General features: G+C 37.8%; 17 protein-coding genes. 11 read left to right on the forward strand and 6 right to left on the reverse strand.

The window, feature by feature from the left end; all coding sequences use genetic code 11:
• Positions 1–83: 83 nt before the first annotated feature.
• Positions 84–1190, reverse strand: coding sequence for a CdaR family transcriptional regulator (locus ACM26V_RS04925; protein ID WP_416150327.1), 1107 nt, complete (start codon positions 1188–1190; stop codon positions 84–86).
• A gap of 399 nt (positions 1191–1589) precedes the next feature.
• Between ACM26V_RS04925 and ACM26V_RS04930 the strand changes: the two genes are divergently transcribed.
• From ACM26V_RS04930 to ACM26V_RS04945, 4 genes are all read left to right on the forward strand, one after another.
• The gene (locus ACM26V_RS04930; protein WP_416150328.1) at positions 1590–2138 is read left to right on the forward strand and encodes a hypothetical protein; all 549 of its coding nucleotides are present in this window, start codon (positions 1590–1592) and stop codon (positions 2136–2138) included.
• A gap of 150 nt (positions 2139–2288) precedes the next feature.
• On the forward strand, positions 2289–2468 hold the full coding sequence (locus ACM26V_RS04935) for an H-type small acid-soluble spore protein (protein WP_416150329.1): 180 nt from the start codon (positions 2289–2291) through the stop codon (positions 2466–2468).
• 360 nt (positions 2469–2828) lie between these two features.
• A complete protein-coding gene (rlmD, locus tag ACM26V_RS04940) occupies positions 2829–4193 on the forward strand; it encodes a 23S rRNA (uracil(1939)-C(5))-methyltransferase RlmD (protein WP_416151789.1) in 1365 nt (454 codons plus the stop codon).
• Positions 4194–4451: 258 nt separating this feature from the next.
• A complete protein-coding gene (locus ACM26V_RS04945; RefSeq protein ID WP_416150330.1) occupies positions 4452–4877 on the forward strand; it encodes a peroxiredoxin-like family protein in 426 nt (141 codons plus the stop codon).
• A gap of 29 nt (positions 4878–4906) precedes the next feature.
• Here the strand turns inward: ACM26V_RS04945 and ACM26V_RS04950 are convergent, their stop codons facing one another.
• Positions 4907–5755, reverse strand: a complete 849-nt coding sequence (locus tag ACM26V_RS04950; RefSeq protein WP_416150331.1) for a pentapeptide repeat-containing protein — start codon at positions 5753–5755, stop codon at positions 4907–4909.
• A 331-nt stretch (positions 5756–6086) separates the two neighbouring features.
• On the opposite strand from ACM26V_RS04950, the gene ACM26V_RS04955 reads away from it, so the two are divergent.
• Positions 6087–6536 (forward strand): DUF1569 domain-containing protein, encoded by a 450-nt coding sequence (locus tag ACM26V_RS04955; protein ID WP_416150332.1) that lies wholly within the window; start codon positions 6087–6089, stop codon positions 6534–6536.
• A gap of 203 nt (positions 6537–6739) precedes the next feature.
• Positions 6740–7252: a GNAT family N-acetyltransferase gene (locus ACM26V_RS04960; RefSeq protein WP_416150333.1), complete on the forward strand. Its 513-nt coding sequence runs from the start codon at positions 6740–6742 to the stop codon at positions 7250–7252.
• A gap of 143 nt (positions 7253–7395) precedes the next feature.
• Here ACM26V_RS04960 and ACM26V_RS04965 read toward each other — a convergent pair whose 3' ends face one another.
• On the reverse strand, positions 7396–7566 hold the full coding sequence (locus tag ACM26V_RS04965) for an imidazoleglycerol-phosphate dehydratase (protein WP_416150334.1): 171 nt from the start codon (positions 7564–7566) through the stop codon (positions 7396–7398).
• A gap of 276 nt (positions 7567–7842) precedes the next feature.
• Between ACM26V_RS04965 and ACM26V_RS04970 the strand changes: the two genes are divergently transcribed.
• The gene (locus ACM26V_RS04970) at positions 7843–8040 is read left to right on the forward strand and encodes a hypothetical protein (RefSeq protein ID WP_416150335.1); all 198 of its coding nucleotides are present in this window, start codon (positions 7843–7845) and stop codon (positions 8038–8040) included.
• A gap of 332 nt (positions 8041–8372) precedes the next feature.
• Here ACM26V_RS04970 and ACM26V_RS04975 read toward each other — a convergent pair whose 3' ends face one another.
• Positions 8373–9548, reverse strand: a complete 1176-nt coding sequence (locus tag ACM26V_RS04975; RefSeq protein WP_416150336.1) for an IS256 family transposase — start codon at positions 9546–9548, stop codon at positions 8373–8375.
• 342 nt (positions 9549–9890) lie between these two features.
• On the opposite strand from ACM26V_RS04975, the gene ACM26V_RS04980 reads away from it, so the two are divergent.
• From ACM26V_RS04980 to ACM26V_RS04995, 4 genes are all read left to right on the forward strand, one after another.
• Positions 9891–10025 (forward strand): hypothetical protein, encoded by a 135-nt coding sequence (locus ACM26V_RS04980; protein WP_416150337.1) that lies wholly within the window; start codon positions 9891–9893, stop codon positions 10023–10025.
• Between the two features lie 136 nt (positions 10026–10161).
• Positions 10162–11505 (forward strand): transposase, encoded by a 1344-nt coding sequence (locus ACM26V_RS04985; protein WP_416150338.1) that lies wholly within the window; start codon positions 10162–10164, stop codon positions 11503–11505.
• A 511-nt stretch (positions 11506–12016) separates the two neighbouring features.
• On the forward strand, positions 12017–13174 hold the full coding sequence (locus tag ACM26V_RS04990) for an exonuclease SbcCD subunit D (protein WP_416150339.1): 1158 nt from the start codon (positions 12017–12019) through the stop codon (positions 13172–13174).
• A complete protein-coding gene (locus tag ACM26V_RS04995; RefSeq protein WP_416150340.1) occupies positions 13171–16266 on the forward strand; it encodes an AAA family ATPase in 3096 nt (1031 codons plus the stop codon). The genes ACM26V_RS04990 and ACM26V_RS04995 overlap by 4 nt, the downstream gene beginning before the upstream one ends.
• A 155-nt stretch (positions 16267–16421) precedes the next feature.
• Here the strand turns inward: ACM26V_RS04995 and ACM26V_RS05000 are convergent, their stop codons facing one another.
• Complete coding sequence (locus ACM26V_RS05000) at positions 16422–16952, reverse strand: GNAT family N-acetyltransferase (protein ID WP_416150341.1); 531 nt, start codon at positions 16950–16952, stop codon at positions 16422–16424.
• Between the two features lie 147 nt (positions 16953–17099).
• Positions 17100–17327: a helix-turn-helix domain-containing protein gene (locus tag ACM26V_RS05005; protein ID WP_416150342.1), complete on the reverse strand. Its 228-nt coding sequence runs from the start codon at positions 17325–17327 to the stop codon at positions 17100–17102.
• Between the last annotated feature and the right edge of the window lie 5 nt (positions 17328–17332).

The following is a 17332-nucleotide window of genomic DNA, read 5'->3' on the forward strand; positions in this document are numbered from 1 at the left end:
CTAACATTAATTATAAGAAAGTTTAATTAAATATACTATGGTTAAACAGACAGAAATAAAGGGTTATCATTTCATTTTTTTAGTTAATCATCTAAAAATAATAAGGCGAGATAGAGCGTTGTCATGTCATGAAAACTGCGCGGGTTTAACTCGGTTAATTTTTCTATTTTTTTTAATCGATAGTGTAGTGTATTGATATGAATGGGAAGTGCTTTTGCGGTTTCCTTAAATGACTGATCATGGGCAATAAATGACTTAATTGTTTTCATTAAATCACTATCATCAAGTATTGAAGCAATTGTCCGGTGAACAAAATCTTTCCTTGTTTTTAATGATATATCTTGTAGACACATTTCTAATCGCAGATCTTCATCAAAAACGATCGATTGATTTCGCATTGCTACAGCTAGAGCACGCTCAGCATTTTCGAAAGACTGGTTTAGATGATGGGGGGAAACAGCTTGTCCGATGCCAAAGGAAAAACGTTGATTGTATTTGTCTTGTAAGTAGTTCTGTAACTGTTGGATAAATAATAGAAGACTTTGCTTAGTTTCTTTTTCTTTATATGCCCTTAAAAGTACAAATCGTTCATTACCCCATCTTACAAAGATGTCTTTACTATCATGTAGAATAGTTTTAATTACATCACTCCAAGCATCTCTTTGAAAAAAAGTATCGCTATTACGGACAAATCGTCCAATAATAACTTGCCGACGAACAGATAAATCAACCGCTAATAATTCGGCCTGATTAATAAAACTTGGTGACCACTCCTTTTGTTGAACCCAATCAAACACAAATGCTTCGAGCGCACGCGATTGTACTTCCAATTGCTCAGAATAGTAGCTCTCCTTAATTAGTAATTCGGTCATTTTTCTTACTAGTTCTCCGTATGATGAAATCTTTTCAGGGTCTCCAGTAATTCCCAAGATCGCAACGATTTGTTCTTGAAAAAAAATAGGGAGATTTATTCCCGCCCGAACACCTTTTAACGTCTCTTGATCTTCTTCCGTTATGATAATTTTACTACCTTTTTTATGGGAGATTAGTGCACCTTCATGAAAAGTATTGATACGTCTATTGTCAGTACTAGCTATAATGATGCCGTTATTATCGACAACGATCAAATCTTCGTCAAGAAGTTTTCTAACTTCTTGAATGACATTGTTTGCTAATGAGGCCCTAATCATTGATATCACTCCTATGTATTTTTTTCGTTTATAAATAAGTTCAATATAACTCATCTACTACATTACTTGTGAGTATAAACAGAGAAAGAGTAGGAAGCTTAATGGCTCTACTCATTTGTATTTTAGTCTAACCACAAGATAAATCCAACCTATTGATTTAGTAACTACGGAATTACATAAAGGAAACAATTTTCCGATCATGAATCTTATCAAATAAATGGCGCAAAACAAGAGCAGTATTCTGATTGTTCATTTTTGACTTGCAAGATAAATGTTAAAATATTCAGATTACTATTGACAGGTTATATTAGTCTCATATACTTGAATGCAAGGATTTAAGTGGAAAAAAATAGGTGGTTTAGAATAGTCAAACACGCCTTAATAGCGCATTTTTATTGCATGAAAAATATTATACTATTTGAAACGAATAACATCGAAGGTGATAAAGTGAGTGAGTATGATTCATTTATAAAGAAGGTCATTATATTTTTTCTTCTGTCCTTTTTTATTATTGTATCAGTCAATTTTTATGAAAAGATAGAGAACAAAAAAAGGTATGAAGATTTCATTATTCAACTCGATACAGAATTAAATAATGTGATAACTCGAATTGATCAAACACTTCATGAACATCATACAAGTTCACCAGAATCTGATAGCGTACATGTATATCTTTATCATACTGAAACGAGCTTTAATCGATTAGAAGTGCTGTTTTATTCAGCACACCACTTTTTGTCAGAAGACATTGAGCGTGTGAGTTATTTTTCTAGACAGCATTTCGGCACTTATGCAAAAGGTGGTAGTTTAACAGAAGAAGAGGAGCATTTAATACTTTTAAAAGAGCAACTTTCATATCTTCAGAGTATTTTATTTGAGGATCGTTCAAGCTTAAAAAAACTGATTTCGATAGATGAGTTAAATCGATTCCTAAATTATTCTTTGTGACCTGTCATCTAATGTGTTGGCCGTGGCATAATTAGAACAAGTACGTATATTTTTGCATAGAATCATGATCCTAGTGGCACTATATACGTAGTTGGTTAAATATGAAGCTAAAATTGTTCAAAAACTAAACGTAAAATGGAGGTTGATTGAATGGATGTAGAACGAGCGCAAGAAATTATGGATGCCGCTGAAATGGTGTCGGTTATGTATCAAGGTGACAAAGTTTATATAGAGCATGTTGATCGAACCGCTAACAAAGCTACGGTCCATTCCATGGATGACCCAGATACTAAACAAAGTGTCGCTGTGAATGAATTAATGGAACAGTAGGAATGAAACGATTTTAAAATGTATTTGAAAAAAATATGTAAGGCTCATTGCACCGCTTTTTGTGGTGCTTTTTGTATTGATGAGTTATTATCTGGCTCCTACAGTGTCCAGATTCTTACTCGTTCAAGCGACTCGACTAGCTTTTTTCGAGAGGTATTCATACAGATAGACTGATGATGGATACCTATTGTTTTACCTATTGTTAATATCTGCATCAAATTATAGATTCCAAATTCGCTATTCGTCCATTATACTAGAGAAGAAAAGTAGGCTATAATCACCTTCATAATAGCCAATTTATTGAAATTATTCGTGTAGAGATAAAGGGAGGAAGATTCATTGACTGCAAGAAATGAAACAATGATTGTTGACATCAATCGTTTAGACTATAAAGGTTCCGGATGGGCGGAAACGTGGCGTGAAAATGAATTAGGAAATGAAAAGAAGTTAAAACTTAATATTCCACAAACGTTGCCTGGAGAAAAAGTAAAGGTGACGGTGGATGAACCGGAACGTAAAAGAAGAAAAGCGCTAGCAGATGAAATTATAAAAGCTAGCCCAGAAAGAGTGGAAGCCCCATGCATTCACTTTGAAAAATGTGGCGGATGTGTCTGGCAACATTGGTCGTATGAGGGGCAGTTAAAATATAAGACAGATCATGTTCGACATATGATAGAGGAGCAAGGTTTTGATCCAACTCTCGTACACGACACGATTGGTATGGAGGAACCATGGCGTTATCGAAATAAGATGGAATTTACGTTTTCGTCAGACGGATCGCTTGGTCTACATGAGCAAGGTAATTTCCGTAGCATTATTCCATTAGAGACTTGCCTGATTGCTAGTGAAGCAATGGTAGAAGTTTCGTTGGCGGTATCAGAGTGGGTCAAAGACCATCAACTATCAGGTTACAACAAAGATTTACATGAAGGATTACTAAGACACTTGATGGTTCGGCAATCCTTTGCGACAGGTGAGATCATGCTTGCCCTATATGCAACAGAAGGACCAGAGCAATCTCTGCAAAAAGCAGCCGATGATTTAATTGCACGAATGGAGAAATTCTTTAACGTAAAGAGCTTACTTTGGCTTGAAAACACGGATTGGGCTGATCGGGCTCAGGCAGAGAAAATTCATCTCTTAGCGGGTCGAGATTTTATCTATGATGAAATGGCAGGTTACCGTTTTCGCCTTTGGTTTGATACATTTTTTCAAACGAACCCAGCTCAAGCTGAAAAATTAGTGGAACTGGCTTTGAAGTTAGCGCAACCAAGTTACTCAGAAAATATGATTGATTTATTCTGTGGAGTAGGGACGTTTTCACTTCCGTTTGCCAACAGTGTGAAAAAGCTTGCTGGTATAGAAATTGTCGAGAGTTCAATAGAATCAGCAAAGCGAAATGCAGAAGATAATGACATTACGAACACAACGTTTTTAGCAAAAGATGCAAGAAATGGTATTGATCAAATCTTAGAGAGCTTTGGCAAACCAGATCTTCTCATGCTGGATCCGCCTCGTTCAGGTGCTGGTGGAAAAGTGATGAGAAGAATAGGAAGAGCCCAACCAAACCGGATCGTCTATGTATCCTGTAATCCAACAACATTTGCGGAGGATATTAAAGAATTAGAAGACTTTGGCTATAGTTTAAAGGTTGTTCAACCGGTAGACTTATTCCCACATACCGTGCATGTCGAGCTTGTCTCAGTGATTGAGAAGAAGGTGTAATCTAATATTGAATAGCTAGTCTCCACCCAGTGTATGATGCATTGGAAGTGGGGGCTTCTTTCTGTTTTACAATGGTTTGCAAAAGGGTATAACCTAGTATACATACTAAGAGGAGTGAAACAAATGAACTTATCTTATCAGTTAGAATCCCCGCATGGAGAAGACGTCACACTTGAAAAACTTGTGGAAAATGAACAATCACTCGTCGTTTTTGTGCGCCACCTTGGTTGACCAATTTGCCGAGATTTTCTTACGCAGTTGCGTGAGCGCGAAGATGAAATTGTAAATAAAGGTGTGCAAATTATTGTGATTGCGCCTTCAAAAGGATCGTTTATCAACCAGTTCCTGGATGCTTTTGGACCGTTTCCATTTCCGATATATGGTGATCCAAAGCGTCAGGCATATCGAGGTATGGGGCACGAAACAATGCCGAAGTTGAAATTATTAGCGATGGCTTCTTTAGGAATTCTAACAGGGAAAGTGAAGGATTTCCTTCCAAAAGAAGCGAGTGAAAAATCATTCGTAAAAAAATCGATGAAAACACAGGATGTATATATTCAAGGAGGAACATGGTTGTTTGATGAAAATAGCAAGATTGTATGGAAGCATGTAGACAAGTCTCCAGACGACCATGCCACTATCGATGAGATTAAAGGTAAATTGGAGAAACTTCCGAAAGCTTAACGAAAGGAATCGGCTTTGTCGTTCTTCCACTAAAGCTTCTTTAGTGGAAGAATATTAAGAAATGTCTTGTTCATCCAATGGCCTGGTCTTTCTAAATAACTTGGTATTTTAGTATAAACATCTCCAACTGCTGAATTGATTTGTGACTGAGTTAGAAAGAGAACGTCAGTTAAGTCAGCACCACTTAAATTTGCGTCTCTAAGGTCAGCCCCAATAAAATCAGCTCTCCTCAAATCACTTTGGCTTAAATTTGATGCTATCATTAGTTTCCCACGGAAATCTTCGTTTTGCAGATTTAATCCCTTTAAATTTGCTCCTATATAGTCTGATTTTTTCTTTAACCGGTTTTTTTGATCTTTTTTATCGTTGTTGGCTCTATAAATCTTACTAGACTCTATTAATAAAGCGTTGACCTTGCTTCTGTGTGCCACAATATCAATTTTTAAAATCTCTTCTGGCTTTTTTATCGTTAGTTCAACCGTTTCGTCGTAAACTTTTTGCAGACTATTTTGTAACGATTTTGTTTCCTTTAATGTAAGAGTTTGCTGGAGGTACCAGAGCATTTCGTGTAATTGTTGAACAACAGGAAATACATTAAACATTTCTTTTGCTTGTTCAGCATCTTCATGCCAGTCTTTGCTATTATAAATTGATTGTGAAACATGCTGACCAGCACCGAAACACTCATAAGAAAGACAACCACGAAAGCCATTCTCCCTCAACTGATCGTGTATACCACATAAGTTATTTGAACATAAATTTCGGCAAGGAACCCCACTGTCTTTGTTAAAAGGGAAATCAACTGATTTTCCAAAAGGTAACGCTATACAACATAATCCAAAGCAATTTGTACAGTCCGATTTTAAATTACTATACATTTCTCAAACACTTCCTATTAATCCCTATATATTTTTAAAAATTCTTATTCAATAGCGATCAGTAAATAATTTTCCAACAGTCCAACACAATCACACTGGCGAGTAGAAGAAATCGCCATTTAATGATACCATAAAATAGTAATTAAATCCCATTTATATGTCATTAAACTTATAGGAAAAAAACAATGTTATCGATTTAATATTTACCGTTTTGTCATATTGAACAAACTCATCGTTCGTTAAAAAAGGATAAAATAATGTAATGTAGAATTATATATTTAATAAACAAGTGTCTTTGTTGGTTTAAATCAAAAACTAAGGGGTCAATCTAATGAATAATATTTTTGAGGGTTTGTATACAGATCAAATATTAAAACGTATCGGAAACTTAAGCGTAAATTCACAAGCGAAATGGGGAAAAATGGATGTCTCCCAAATGTTAGCTCATTGCTCATCTTTCCAAGATATCGCTATGGGTTATTCTCTTCCCCAAAGAGGTTGGTTAGGGTTATTAGTAGGTAGATTTGCCAAACCTATTTTTTATAATGACAAGCCTTTAGCACATAATATGTCCACTATTTCAACTATTTTAATTACAGATAAAAGAGATTTTGACATAGAAAGAGAAAAACTAAAACAAAAAATTATAACTTTTCAAAAGAATGGACCAGAGAATTGTACACGTCATCCACATCCTTTTTTCGGAAAACTAATTCCCGAACAATGGGGCAAAGGAATCTACAAGCATCTTGACCATCATTTAAAACAGTTTGGAGTTTAGCACTAGGGAAAGAAGTCGTGAAAGGCATGAAGAAAATACTCTTCATGCTTTCTTCAGGATGTGATTATATTTTTGCCAATAGAAATCCACTTAATGTAGAATGATTTGGTACCCATGTCAAGTTTCAAGTATTAAAAACCATACAATAGCAATGAAATGAAGCCACCATTCATTTCATTGTTTTTTTATAAAGGAGGATTTTAATGAATATTAGAACAAATAGATTATTGGTACGTGAGTTTCAAGTTGATGATTGGGAGGCTGTATTTGAATACACGTCAAATCAAGACGTTATGAAGTATATCCCCGACGGCGTTCATACAAGAGAGGAAGCGAAAAAATTTGTAAACAAAAATAGAGATGGGCATGCTGAAAATTTTCCTGTTATAGAAGCAGAGAGTAATACTTTAATAGGGCATATGGTCTTCCATAAATATTTTGGGAATCATACATATGAAATTGGGTGGGTATTTAATCCATCATATCAAGCGAGAGGTTATGCTACCGAAGCAGCCAAGGGAGTCTTGGATTATGGTTTTAATAAACTGGACTTACATAGGATTATCGCTACGTGTCAACCTGAAAATACACCGTCATATCGAGTAATGGAGAAAGCTGGAATGAGAAGAGAAGGATTCTTTAAGAAGTGTATTCCCAATGGCGATGATTGGTGGGATGAGTATTATTACTCGATTTTGAAAGAAGAATGGAAATAGAATTTTTTAATAATATGTTTTGGAAATGCTTTATAGTAAGGTAAAACTTCAATTGAATGGACTAAATTTATAATTTCCATACCAAAAAATAGAACTCATAATATGAAGTTCTATGTGAGAAACCAAAGATGGTTCCATTTTAATTAATGATTACTTGGATTCTTTAATTGCGATTTACTTCCACGTTTGGAGTTGTATTCATTTCCTTTATTGTTATTGCCAGTAGCTACCTCTTCACCAAATTCTGTGCCTAACTTCCCACCTCTTTCTGGTGAACTTTGATTTTTACTTCCTTGATTATTACGCTTAGTCAATACTTACACCTCCTTTTTTACATGTATTATTATCATTCCAAGCGTTGCTTTTTTCATTACAAAATTCCTAGAATAATTATTCAGATAAATTTTTTATTTTAACCATAGAGTCTATTTAAGTTAGTGTTGTTGAAAATTTTGAGAAGTATTCCACTTTAATAGTTATCATTTATTTAAGAAGAGATTCTCTTTTTTATCCAATTAAAAGGAAATGAGTGTTAAGATTAAAATAGAGAAAGTACTTTTCGTCTTCATAAAAAGGGGGTGGGTTCGACTATGAGTCTACTTATTAGTAGTATTCTTTATCTTTTTATTCTATTTGGTATTTCAACAGTATTTTTCGTTTTATTGATTTTCACTTTTCCAACGAATGAACCTGTTATCGTTTATCTTTTAACGTTAATAATTTCTCATCTAATGATAAATAATTTAACAAGCGTAGATAAGGGAACAAATTGGCTAGATTCGAAATAATATCGTTTATATATACATAAACAGTTTTCTAATTCTAAGTAGAGTAATCATACAAAAAATGTGGCATGTAACGGCAATGCTAAAAAGGGTTCTGTTAATTCCAAGAAGAATTAGAGTGATAATTGCTTGGGGATCGATATTCTTATTCTTGTATTTAGGTTTTAAATACTTTTAAATCATTCATGTAACTGTTGAAAGGAGAATTCTCAATGAATGCTGCATTATATGCAATAATAGCAGGTATTCTAACCATTATGGTAGTGTCAATAAGTTTGTGTAATTTATTTAGGGTATCGCTCAGCACTAGGAGCGGGAGGTTCAGGTAGCCCCTCTTAGTCTTCTGTTCCATAACGTTTTTTGAATAGCTCTTGTAAAACCGGCTGAGCCGTGCTGAAACCTCTTAATTTCCGCTGGGCCCATCTCTCGTTGTATTCAACGGATTGAAGGTAAACGATCTTTTCTGCAGCTTTCTCTGTCGGCAAACTGTTCATTGTCTTGGTTCGCTTCTTAATCTCTTTCATCGTTCGTTCGATGATGTTCGTGGTATAAATCATCGGCTGAATCGATGAGGGATACTGAAGAAAAGTCAGAAGAATATCAAGGTCACGTTCCCATGATTGAACGACTTTCGGGTATTTCTTTGCCCAGTTTTCTTTGAAGGCTTGAAAACACTTGTCAGCTTCCCCTCTCGTGTTTGCCTGGTAGATTGGTTTAAGGTCTTCCGCCATGGCCGATTGATCCTTTTTACGTGCGACATGAAGGGCATTTCGAACTTTATGCACGACGCAGCGTTGGACATCCGCTTTTGGATAAACAGCTTTCATGGCATCTTCTAAACCAGGTAATCCGTCAAAGATCCCGAGGAGAATCTCTTTTGCGCCTCTTTCATAGAGATCTAGGAGGATTTCCTTCCAACCAAGCGCGCTTTCTTTCCCACCGACATAGAATCCAAGGATTTCTCGGTAGCCTTCTTCGGTCACACCAACAACGACATAAACGACTTCGTTGGCGACATCCTCTCGTCGTAGCTTGAGATACGTTCCGTCTAAATAGACGACGGAATAACGCTTTTGAAGCTCCCGTTGTTGCCATGATTCGATATCTTCTGCCACGACGTCAGTGATGTTACTGATCGTCGCTGGCGAATAGGTATGACCTAAGATACGATCAAGGAAGTGGCTGATTTCTCGCGTGCTCATGCCTTTTTGATACATTTGAATGATCGTTTCTCCCAACCATGCTTGATGGCGTTCATAAGGCTGGAACATCTCCGTTTGGAAAGCATTATCACGATCACGTGGGACATGTAAAGGATCGATTCGACCATACTTCGTGTCCAACTGGCGCTTGTAATAACCATTCTTTGCATTTTTTAACTCCGCATGTTCGTGATCAAAGAAGTTTGTCATTTCTTCTTTCATGATGACTTCTAGTTTTTCTTTGACGAAGTCACGCACCATATTATCTAGTTGATTTTCTAGTGTTTCTTGTCCTATACTAGTATTCATAGGTAGGGCATCTCCTCTCAGTTGATTTCGTCGTTAACAATGAGGATACCCTACCTCTTTTTCGTCTTAAACATCTTTCTTACACAAACTATTGTACGTCATCACCATTATTGTTACTGGAAATTTAGCTTTATTGATAACGAATGTCTTATTAGGTTTAATTGCTGGTAAACTTATGGAGAAATAGTTATCGTGTTTTCTGAAATTATTAAACAAACTCTTTTTAAATCCTTCAAGTAATTGGTGAGAGTTAATATTATAAGCTAAGGATTTTTGGATAACAAAAGGGTATATAGTACCTTAGATGTGCACATCTACGACATCTGGGAAGGAGAATCTTTAATGAAGAATAATGCGAATGCGTTATCCTATGCAATAATAGCAGGTATTCTAACCATTATAGTTTCTGAAAACCTAACTTTATTAATCACGAATGTTTTATTAGGTTTAATTGCAGGAAAACTAATGGAGAAATAGTTATCATCATGAGTCAATTTCATAATTCAGAGCCCTTGTGGCCCAAGAGATTTAAGAAACAAAAAAAGGAGTACCTCCCCAACTGTCGAATTTAGTAAGTAGCGAACAAACTAATTTGACTGGAGGGAAGACTCCTATGTCCATTTTACGACAAGAGAGCCTACTAAGTATAGATGTTTTATACGATTTAGAACCTACCCAACGTTACGATGAGTTATTTTCAACACTGACCACCGGTCCTATTGTACTCATGGTGCTCAAAAAATCACGTTTGGGTCGCCCTGTAAAGCTGAATTATCCAGCGATGATCCAATCGTTGATCATTCGTTATGTGGAAAGAATTAGTGAAGTAAAACTCTTAGTTAAACGCCTGAAAGATGACATTCAGTTTAAAAGAGATTGCGGATTTGGTGTGGCAGACGCAATTCCTTCGGAAGCTTCTTACTCCCGCATGGTAAGTGAGATTAAAGCTTCTTCTGTACTGAAAGATATCAACCATCAACTCGTCCATGAAGCTATAGATGATGGGTATATTTCGGACTTCAATGTGGCCATTGATGCGACACATATCGAAGCGAAAGATAAAGCCCCTTCCAAAGAAAAGAAAGATGATACACCGAAACCCGAGCCGAAAAAACGCGGCCGTAAAAACAAGGAAGAACAATCGGCATGGCTCAAAGAAAAAGAAGAATTTGAAGCTTCTCTTCCGGTTTATAAAAAGAAAATCGAAGATCAATTGGACATACCTTTTGACAACCTTGAAGATGAGATCCCTCTCGGTCCAGAATGGGGCATCAAAAAGAACAGTGACGGTAAAAATGTTTTTTGGTATGGCTTCAAGGGTCATATCGCCGTTGAAACAAAGAGTCAATTTATTCTCGAATCTCTCATGTCTAGCGGTAACTTAAATGATGGTAAAGCTGCGATTCCGTTATTAAAGGGCATTCAAACGCATTTTCCTCATTTTCAGATGAAACACGTGACGATGGATGCTGGCTATGATTATCCAGCTATCTATGAACAGGTTCATCGGATGAAAGGCTATTCGATTATAGCTTATAATAAGCGGAATGAACCGGAGCCACTTGGCTTTGATAAACACTTTGCCCCAACCTGTGTGAGAGAACATTCTTACCGATATGACAGCTTTGATAAGAAGTACCAAACATTAAAATTTACCCAACCAAAAGAATGTGGAGAGTGTCCACTCGCTCATGACTCGCTATGTCAAAAGGTCTTTAAGATAAAAATGGATACAGACTTGCGGAAATATAGTGCTCCAGCAAGAGGTACTGAATCATGGAAGACGATCTATAAAGAACGAAGTTCCTCTGAACGAGTGATTGCGTATCTAAAAGAACAATTTCAACTAAACAATATACGATACCGAACAGGAGAAAGAGCGAAAGTTCATTTTGACTTTACTACACTTGTTTACAATGCCATGAAACTCGCAGGATTACGACTGAAAACAAAGTGAAGCCAAGGACAGAAAGCTGCTTAAAGGTATACAAAATTTTTGATCGTTGATGTTGAAAATCTGTGAGACGCCTGCAGGAAAAGCAATAGCTGAAGATCCATCGGGGCGGTTTCCCCCGATTAGCTGAAGCATTGCCTGCGGCAAGCGAGCAAGTTTTCAACTATCAACACTAGCTTTTAAAGTGACGATTTTTTAAAAGAGTACTTTTGATATTCTGCGCTTCTGACTTTATTCAGAAAATGCATTATGAAATTGACTCATCATGTATAAAAATAATTAAACAAACTCTTGTTCCCTGTCACATACTGCAAGTTTACCTGTTAAAATATAATTAATAGGTAAACGACAGTATGTGTTTTTTGCTTTTATTGAGTCGTAGTACGGAAGATATTCTCATGTACATACGCTAGCAAAGTTTTTACAATGAGGGGATGTAGTTAAGAGAAACGTAACCTTATATTTCATGAATTAACAAGATAAATAGATACATATAAAAGAGGGGGACATTTGAATGAAATTTTTTCATACAGCGGACTGGCACTTGGGTAAGCTCGTGCAAGGGGTGTACATGACAGAGGATCAAGACCATATCTTGCAGCAATTTATTGAAGCGATTGAGACAGAGAAACCGGATGCGATTGTGATTGCTGGGGATTTATACGATCGTGCAGTTCCACCAACAGATGCGGTGTCACTACTTAATCGTGTGCTAGAGAAAATAGCTATTGATTTAAACACACCGCTCTTGGCGATTTCGGGAAATCATGATAGCCCAAGTCGGTTGCATTTCGGCCGGCAAATGATGAAGCAATCAGGCTTCCATATTACGGGGGAATTGGCGCTTCCATTTCAACCAGTCGTCTTAGATGACGAATTTGGAGAGGTACATTTTCATTTAGTTCCTTACACTGATCCAAGCCAAGTTCGGGTTGCACTTGAGGACGAAACGGTTAAAACGCATGATGAGGCGTTGAAGGCGATTGCGGCAAAGATTGAAGAAACGAAAGACAACCATGCTCGTCACGTTTTTGTTGGACATGCCTTTCTTACTTCTCATGGCGAGGAAAAAGAGAATACGAGTACATCGGAGCGACAACTATCGATCGGTGGTGCGGATCATGCGAGTGCGAAACATTTGCAAGGCTTTGACTATGTCGCACTTGGGCATTTACACCAAGCACATCATGTTGGGAATCAATCCGTTCAATATTCTGGTTCGCCATTGAAATATTCAGTGTCGGAGGAAAAGCATCAGAAAGGATTTCTTGTTGTTGAGCTTGATAAAGAAGGTCAGGTGACTGTTGAGAAGCGTAAGTTAACGCCTCGGCGTGACATGTATACGGTCGAAGGCTATATCGCAGACATCGAAAAGCACGACGTGTGTGAAGACTATGTTTTTGTAAAATTGCTTGACGAAACGGTCGTCTTATCTGCGATGGAGCGAATTCGTTCTGTATATCCAAATGCAATGCATGTCGAACGAGAAATGAGTTCGCTCTTGTTAACAGATTCCCCGAGAGTCGAAAAAGATCGTACGAAAATGGATGATTTCTCGTTGTTTCAATCGTTCTATGAGGAAGTGAAGGGGACGGAAGTAACGGAAGAGACCGAACATTTATTTAAAGATGCGCTACAACTATTGTCTAACAAAGAAGGTGAGCGGAAATGAAGCCATTAAAAATCAAAATAACCGCATTCGGTCCATATAAAAATGAAGAAGTGATCGATTTTAGCGAATTAAATGATCATAAACTATTTGTCATTTCCGGAAAAACTGGTGCTGGTAAGACGGCGATTTTCGACGCGATTTGTTTTGCATTATACGGTGATGCAAGTGGGGAAGATCGTAATGATATTCGGACGCTACGTAGTGATTTTGCTGACGACGATTTGCATACATCGGTAGCGTTTGAATTTGAGTTGAAATCTCGCGTTTACCGGGTTTTTCGCCAGTTATCTCATGTTAAACAGGGCAACAAAAGTGGCACGGGGGAAAAATATGAATTTTATGAAACGACCGATGGAAAAGAAATTCCGCTAACCGATCGTTTCATCGTTTCGCAGGTAAATGATAAAATTCAAGCAATTATCGGGTTAACGAAGGAACAGTTTAGCCAAATTGTCATGCTTCCGCAAGGGGAGTTTCGTAAATTGCTAACTTCTGAGACGGAAAACAAAGAAGAAATTTTACGGCGAATCTTCAAGACGGGCTTTTATAAAAGTGTTGTAGACCATTTAAACGAAAAGCGAAGAGAAGCACAAAAGCGTTACGAAGGCCAAGTGCAGACGAGAAATATCCATATGGAGAATATAAAAGCTGCACTACCTTACAGAGAAGAATCCGAGTTATTTGACTTGCTGGAGAAGGAACACTTTAATACCCACCAAGTGATCGTTGCTCTTGATAAAGAAATATCTTTTTACGAACAAAGTATGAAGGAAAAGGGTGAGATTTTTCAAAAGAAAGAGGAGAGTTGGAAGGAGTATTCGGAGCGGTTTCTGCGAGCGCAAGGGATTAATAAGCGTATCGAGTTATTGGATGAGAAGAATCGTGAGAGAGCGATGTTTGATGAGCAGAAGGAGCAGGTTGGTGCGAAGGAGCGTCAGTTAGGGCTTGCTGAAAAGGCGAGTCAGCTTGAGGTGTATGAGAATTTAGCGATTGATATTCGTGCTGAATTTGATGAGAAAAGGAATCGTGTGACGAGGGCTAAAACGAGTTATGGTGATGCGGTGCAAGCGCAACAGGCGGCGCAAACGAGGCATGATGATGAAGAGAAGAAGGCGGATGTTCGGGAAATTACTACGAAAGAATTGGACCGTATTGAAGCGTTCTTGCCAACGGTTACGGAGCTTGAGGGTAGGAAAAAGAAGATTCAATCGTTGGCGATTGAGGGAGAGACGTTAAATAAAAAGGTTGCTACGCTTGATAAAGAAGTCATAGAGGCGAAAGATGAAAAAACTCGGCTTTCGGAGCGGTTGAAACCGTTGGAGGAAAGTGTTCGTTCTCTGCCAGATCAAACGGAGAAACAAGCGGAACTCCGGACGGAAGCGGTTGTTTTGCAAGACTACTTAAAGCATTTAGCTGCAATGAAAAAGGCGCAGGAAGAAGCTAGTAAGCATAAAGCTGTTTATGAAAAAATAGAGCAAGAGTTTGAAAGTCTAGAAGCGCGTTGGCTTGGGGGGCAGGCAAGTATTCTTGCAGCGGAACATTTGCATCATGGCGAGGCTTGTCCTGTATGTGGTAGCGAAGACCATCCGGCAAAAGCGGTCTTGACGGACGATATTCCTACGAAGGAAGAGTTGGATGCGAAGCGGCATGAGAAAAAACAGGTAGAGTCTGCGTTTTCGGCGGCGCAAGCAAAGGCAAATGCGTCGCAAGAACAGGTGGAGGCGAAGAAACGAGAAGTGATCGATTATCGCTATGATCCTGATCAGGCTGAGGAAGAGTTCGAGGTAATTTCAGAGAAAGGGATTGCTTTGGGCGAGGTGATTAAACAACTGAAACAGGATCAGCGAACGGTTGATGAGTTAAAGAAAGCATATAGTAAGGTCGAAGAGAGATTAGAAGTGAAAACGAAGGAGCAATCGGACTTTGGCAAACAGCTAACGGAAATGCGATCTGATTACAAAACGGAGAAGTCACTCTATGACCAGAGTATTGCTAATATCCCGGAAGAGTTGCGCTCGCTTGAGCAGTTGAAAATACGGATTCAGGAAACGGAAGCGAAGAAACGCAAGCTTGATGACCTGTGGAAGCATGTACAAAAGGTTTTTCAACAAGCAAATGAGCAATTATTGACGGCGAAATCGAACTTGGAGCATGCTGAAAAGCAAGTGAAAGAGGTCGAGATTAAGCGAAAGAAAGTGCAAAAAGACTATCTTGAGGCACTGGAGAAAGCCGGATTTGAGACAGAAGAGACGTATAAGCAGGCGAAGCTACCAGCAGAGAGCCGTGATGCTTTGAAAGTCGAAATTGATGAGTATCATGCAGCAGTTAAAACGGTGACGGTGCAAATTGCGGATTTACAAGAAGAATTAAAGGACAAGGAACGAACGAATTTAGAGAGTTTACAAGAAACGTTAAATAAACTGAAGCAAGAAGTGGAAGAGACAAGGGCGGCCTACCAACTAGCAAAAAGCAGCTTGGAAACAGCGGGAGATGGCAAGGAGAAAATTGTTGCTGCTGACAAACAACTGGCTGACTATGAAACAGAGTTCCAGCTTGTGAAGGATCTATATGATGTCGTGCGCGGAGAAAATACGAAAAAGGTTAGCTTTGAGCGGTATTTGCAGATTGAATTTCTCGAGCAGATTATTCATGCTGCGAATGAACGTCTGAAGAGCTTGTCTAACGGGCAATACTATCTCGTTCGCAGTGATCGTCTCGAGAAACGAGGTAGGCAGAGTGGGCTTGGACTGGATGTGCTTGATAACTATACTGGACAAATGCGTGATGTTAAAACGTTATCGGGTGGAGAGAAATTTAATGCTTCATTATGTTTGGCGCTCGGGATGGCGGATGTGATTCAAGCGTATGAGGGAGGCATTTCGATCGAAACGATGTTTATTGATGAGGGCTTTGGTTCGCTTGATGAAGAGTCGCTGCAAAAAGCGATCGATACACTCGTTGATCTTCAGCAGTCTGGTCGAATGATCGGGGTAATTTCGCACGTGCAGGAAATGAAGCAGGTGATCCCAGCGACGCTAGAAGTGAGGAAGTCGAAAGAAGGGCACAGTGAGACGAAGTTTGTGTTGAGGTAAATAAAACTTCAATGACTCCACTTTGTCATTTCTTCCTATTGGTAGATCTCTCTATACTCGACAGCGAAAGGTGAAAGTGATCGAAGTTTCGTTTTATTGTATATAGCTTCAAAAAGTAGGGATGCCTCTATTTCAGTGAAATAGAGGCAGTTCAATTAATCAGTGTTTAGTTTGGAATACATGTTAAGATCAATAAATTTCCCATGGATTTTTTCAGCCTGTCTTAGTGTCCCTTCAAATGTGAAATTTAGTTTTCTTAGGACCTTTATTGAATTTATATTCCCAGGCTCTATTTTCGCTTCGATTCTATTCATCTCTATTGTTTCAAATCCATAGTTAAGGAGACTAGAGATAGCTTCTGGTGCATAGCCTTTCCCCCATGATTGTTTGGCAATATCGTATCCAATTTCTGCTTTAGCATTTTCAAAATCGAAATAATTAAAGCCACAAGATCCGATAATTTCATTAGATGTTAATTCAATGATTGAAAAACGTATCGCTTTATTTTCTTTAGAGAGTGCATTAATGTAATGAATCATTTCAGTTGCCTGACCTTCATTACTAAAATTAGATATGTTCATGAACTTCGTAATATCAGGATCAGACCATATTTTGAATAAACTAGCAGAATCAGCGGGTACCATTTTTCTTAAATACAATCTTTCTGTAAATAAACTTGTAATCAATAATTCTCCCTCCATTATAGTTTTATATTGGGATAAAATATTGATATCTGCGCATGATTCATTCCCTTCAATTTCCAGATTTAGGTTAATTGTATCGCATCCAGAAAAATGAGTAAATAACTAAAGGGAAGATTCTCTCATTTCTACCTAGTTTTTAAGACCCTCATCTTCGTCGCTTCTGAATTCTAGGATGTCTCCAGGTTGACAATCCAGAGACTTACAAATAGCTTCTAACGTTGATAGTCGAATCGCTTTTGCCTTTCCATTTTTCAAAATAGAAAGGTTTGCCATTGTTATGCCAACACTTTCAGATAGTTTCGTTACACTCATTTTTCTTTTCGCTAACATGACATCAATATTGATGATAATAGCCATTATTT

This window comes from Salipaludibacillus sp. HK11 (assembly GCF_047795645.1).
GTDB lineage: Bacteria > Bacillota > Bacilli > Bacillales > Salisediminibacteriaceae > Salipaludibacillus.